The organism is Belliella aquatica (assembly GCF_014637795.1).
GTDB classification, from domain to species: Bacteria; Bacteroidota; Bacteroidia; order Cytophagales; family Cyclobacteriaceae; genus Belliella; species Belliella aquatica.
Genome location: NZ_BMFD01000061.1, coordinates 1 through 617, shown reverse-complemented (window position 1 = coordinate 617; position 617 = coordinate 1). Strand labels below are relative to the sequence as shown.

General features: G+C 40.7%; 1 pseudogene. It reads right to left on the bottom strand.

The features are described from left to right. Window positions 1–617, bottom strand: a pseudogene (locus IEV57_RS19285) (hypothetical protein); the annotation flags it as partial.

The following is a 617-nucleotide window of genomic DNA, read 5'->3' as shown; positions in this document are numbered from 1 at the left end:
AACACCTCATCAGATGCACCATTGACCTTAGAACCTAAGTTGATCGCTGGACCGTAACTATCTCCCAAAATCTCTGTATAATACAAATCATATCCTCCATAACCTCCAGGCATATCTGAACTGAAATACAGTCTATCATTATAAACCACTCCATGCATTACCCCATATTCTGAGAGCTTATTGAATGGCAAAGCTCTTACCTTACCAAAACTCCCATCTTGCTCTATTGTAGCAGTGTATAAACCCGGATGCACTTCATGTCTCCTGGTTCTTCTGCCCTTGTCATCTCTCAAAACAGCTGTAAATATTGCTTGCTGAACATCCCCATTTTCATAAAAAGCAGGAGTACTCAGGTGATAGACTCCCTCTAACTCAGTTGATACTTGTACTATTCCTTCTTCACCATCCATCAGGATCTGATGAAAACCTCTATCATTCATCCTATACCGGTCATCTCCAGAGAATCGCTTTCTAACATCTAAACGGATGGGCTTTTTCTGAGTCTCTTCATTTAGATTCCTGTCAGAAACAAAGTAATTTCTACCTTCCCTATCAGAACGCAAACCATAATCTGTTCCCGCACTGTTATACTTATCCACTGTTCGGAATGCTATCGT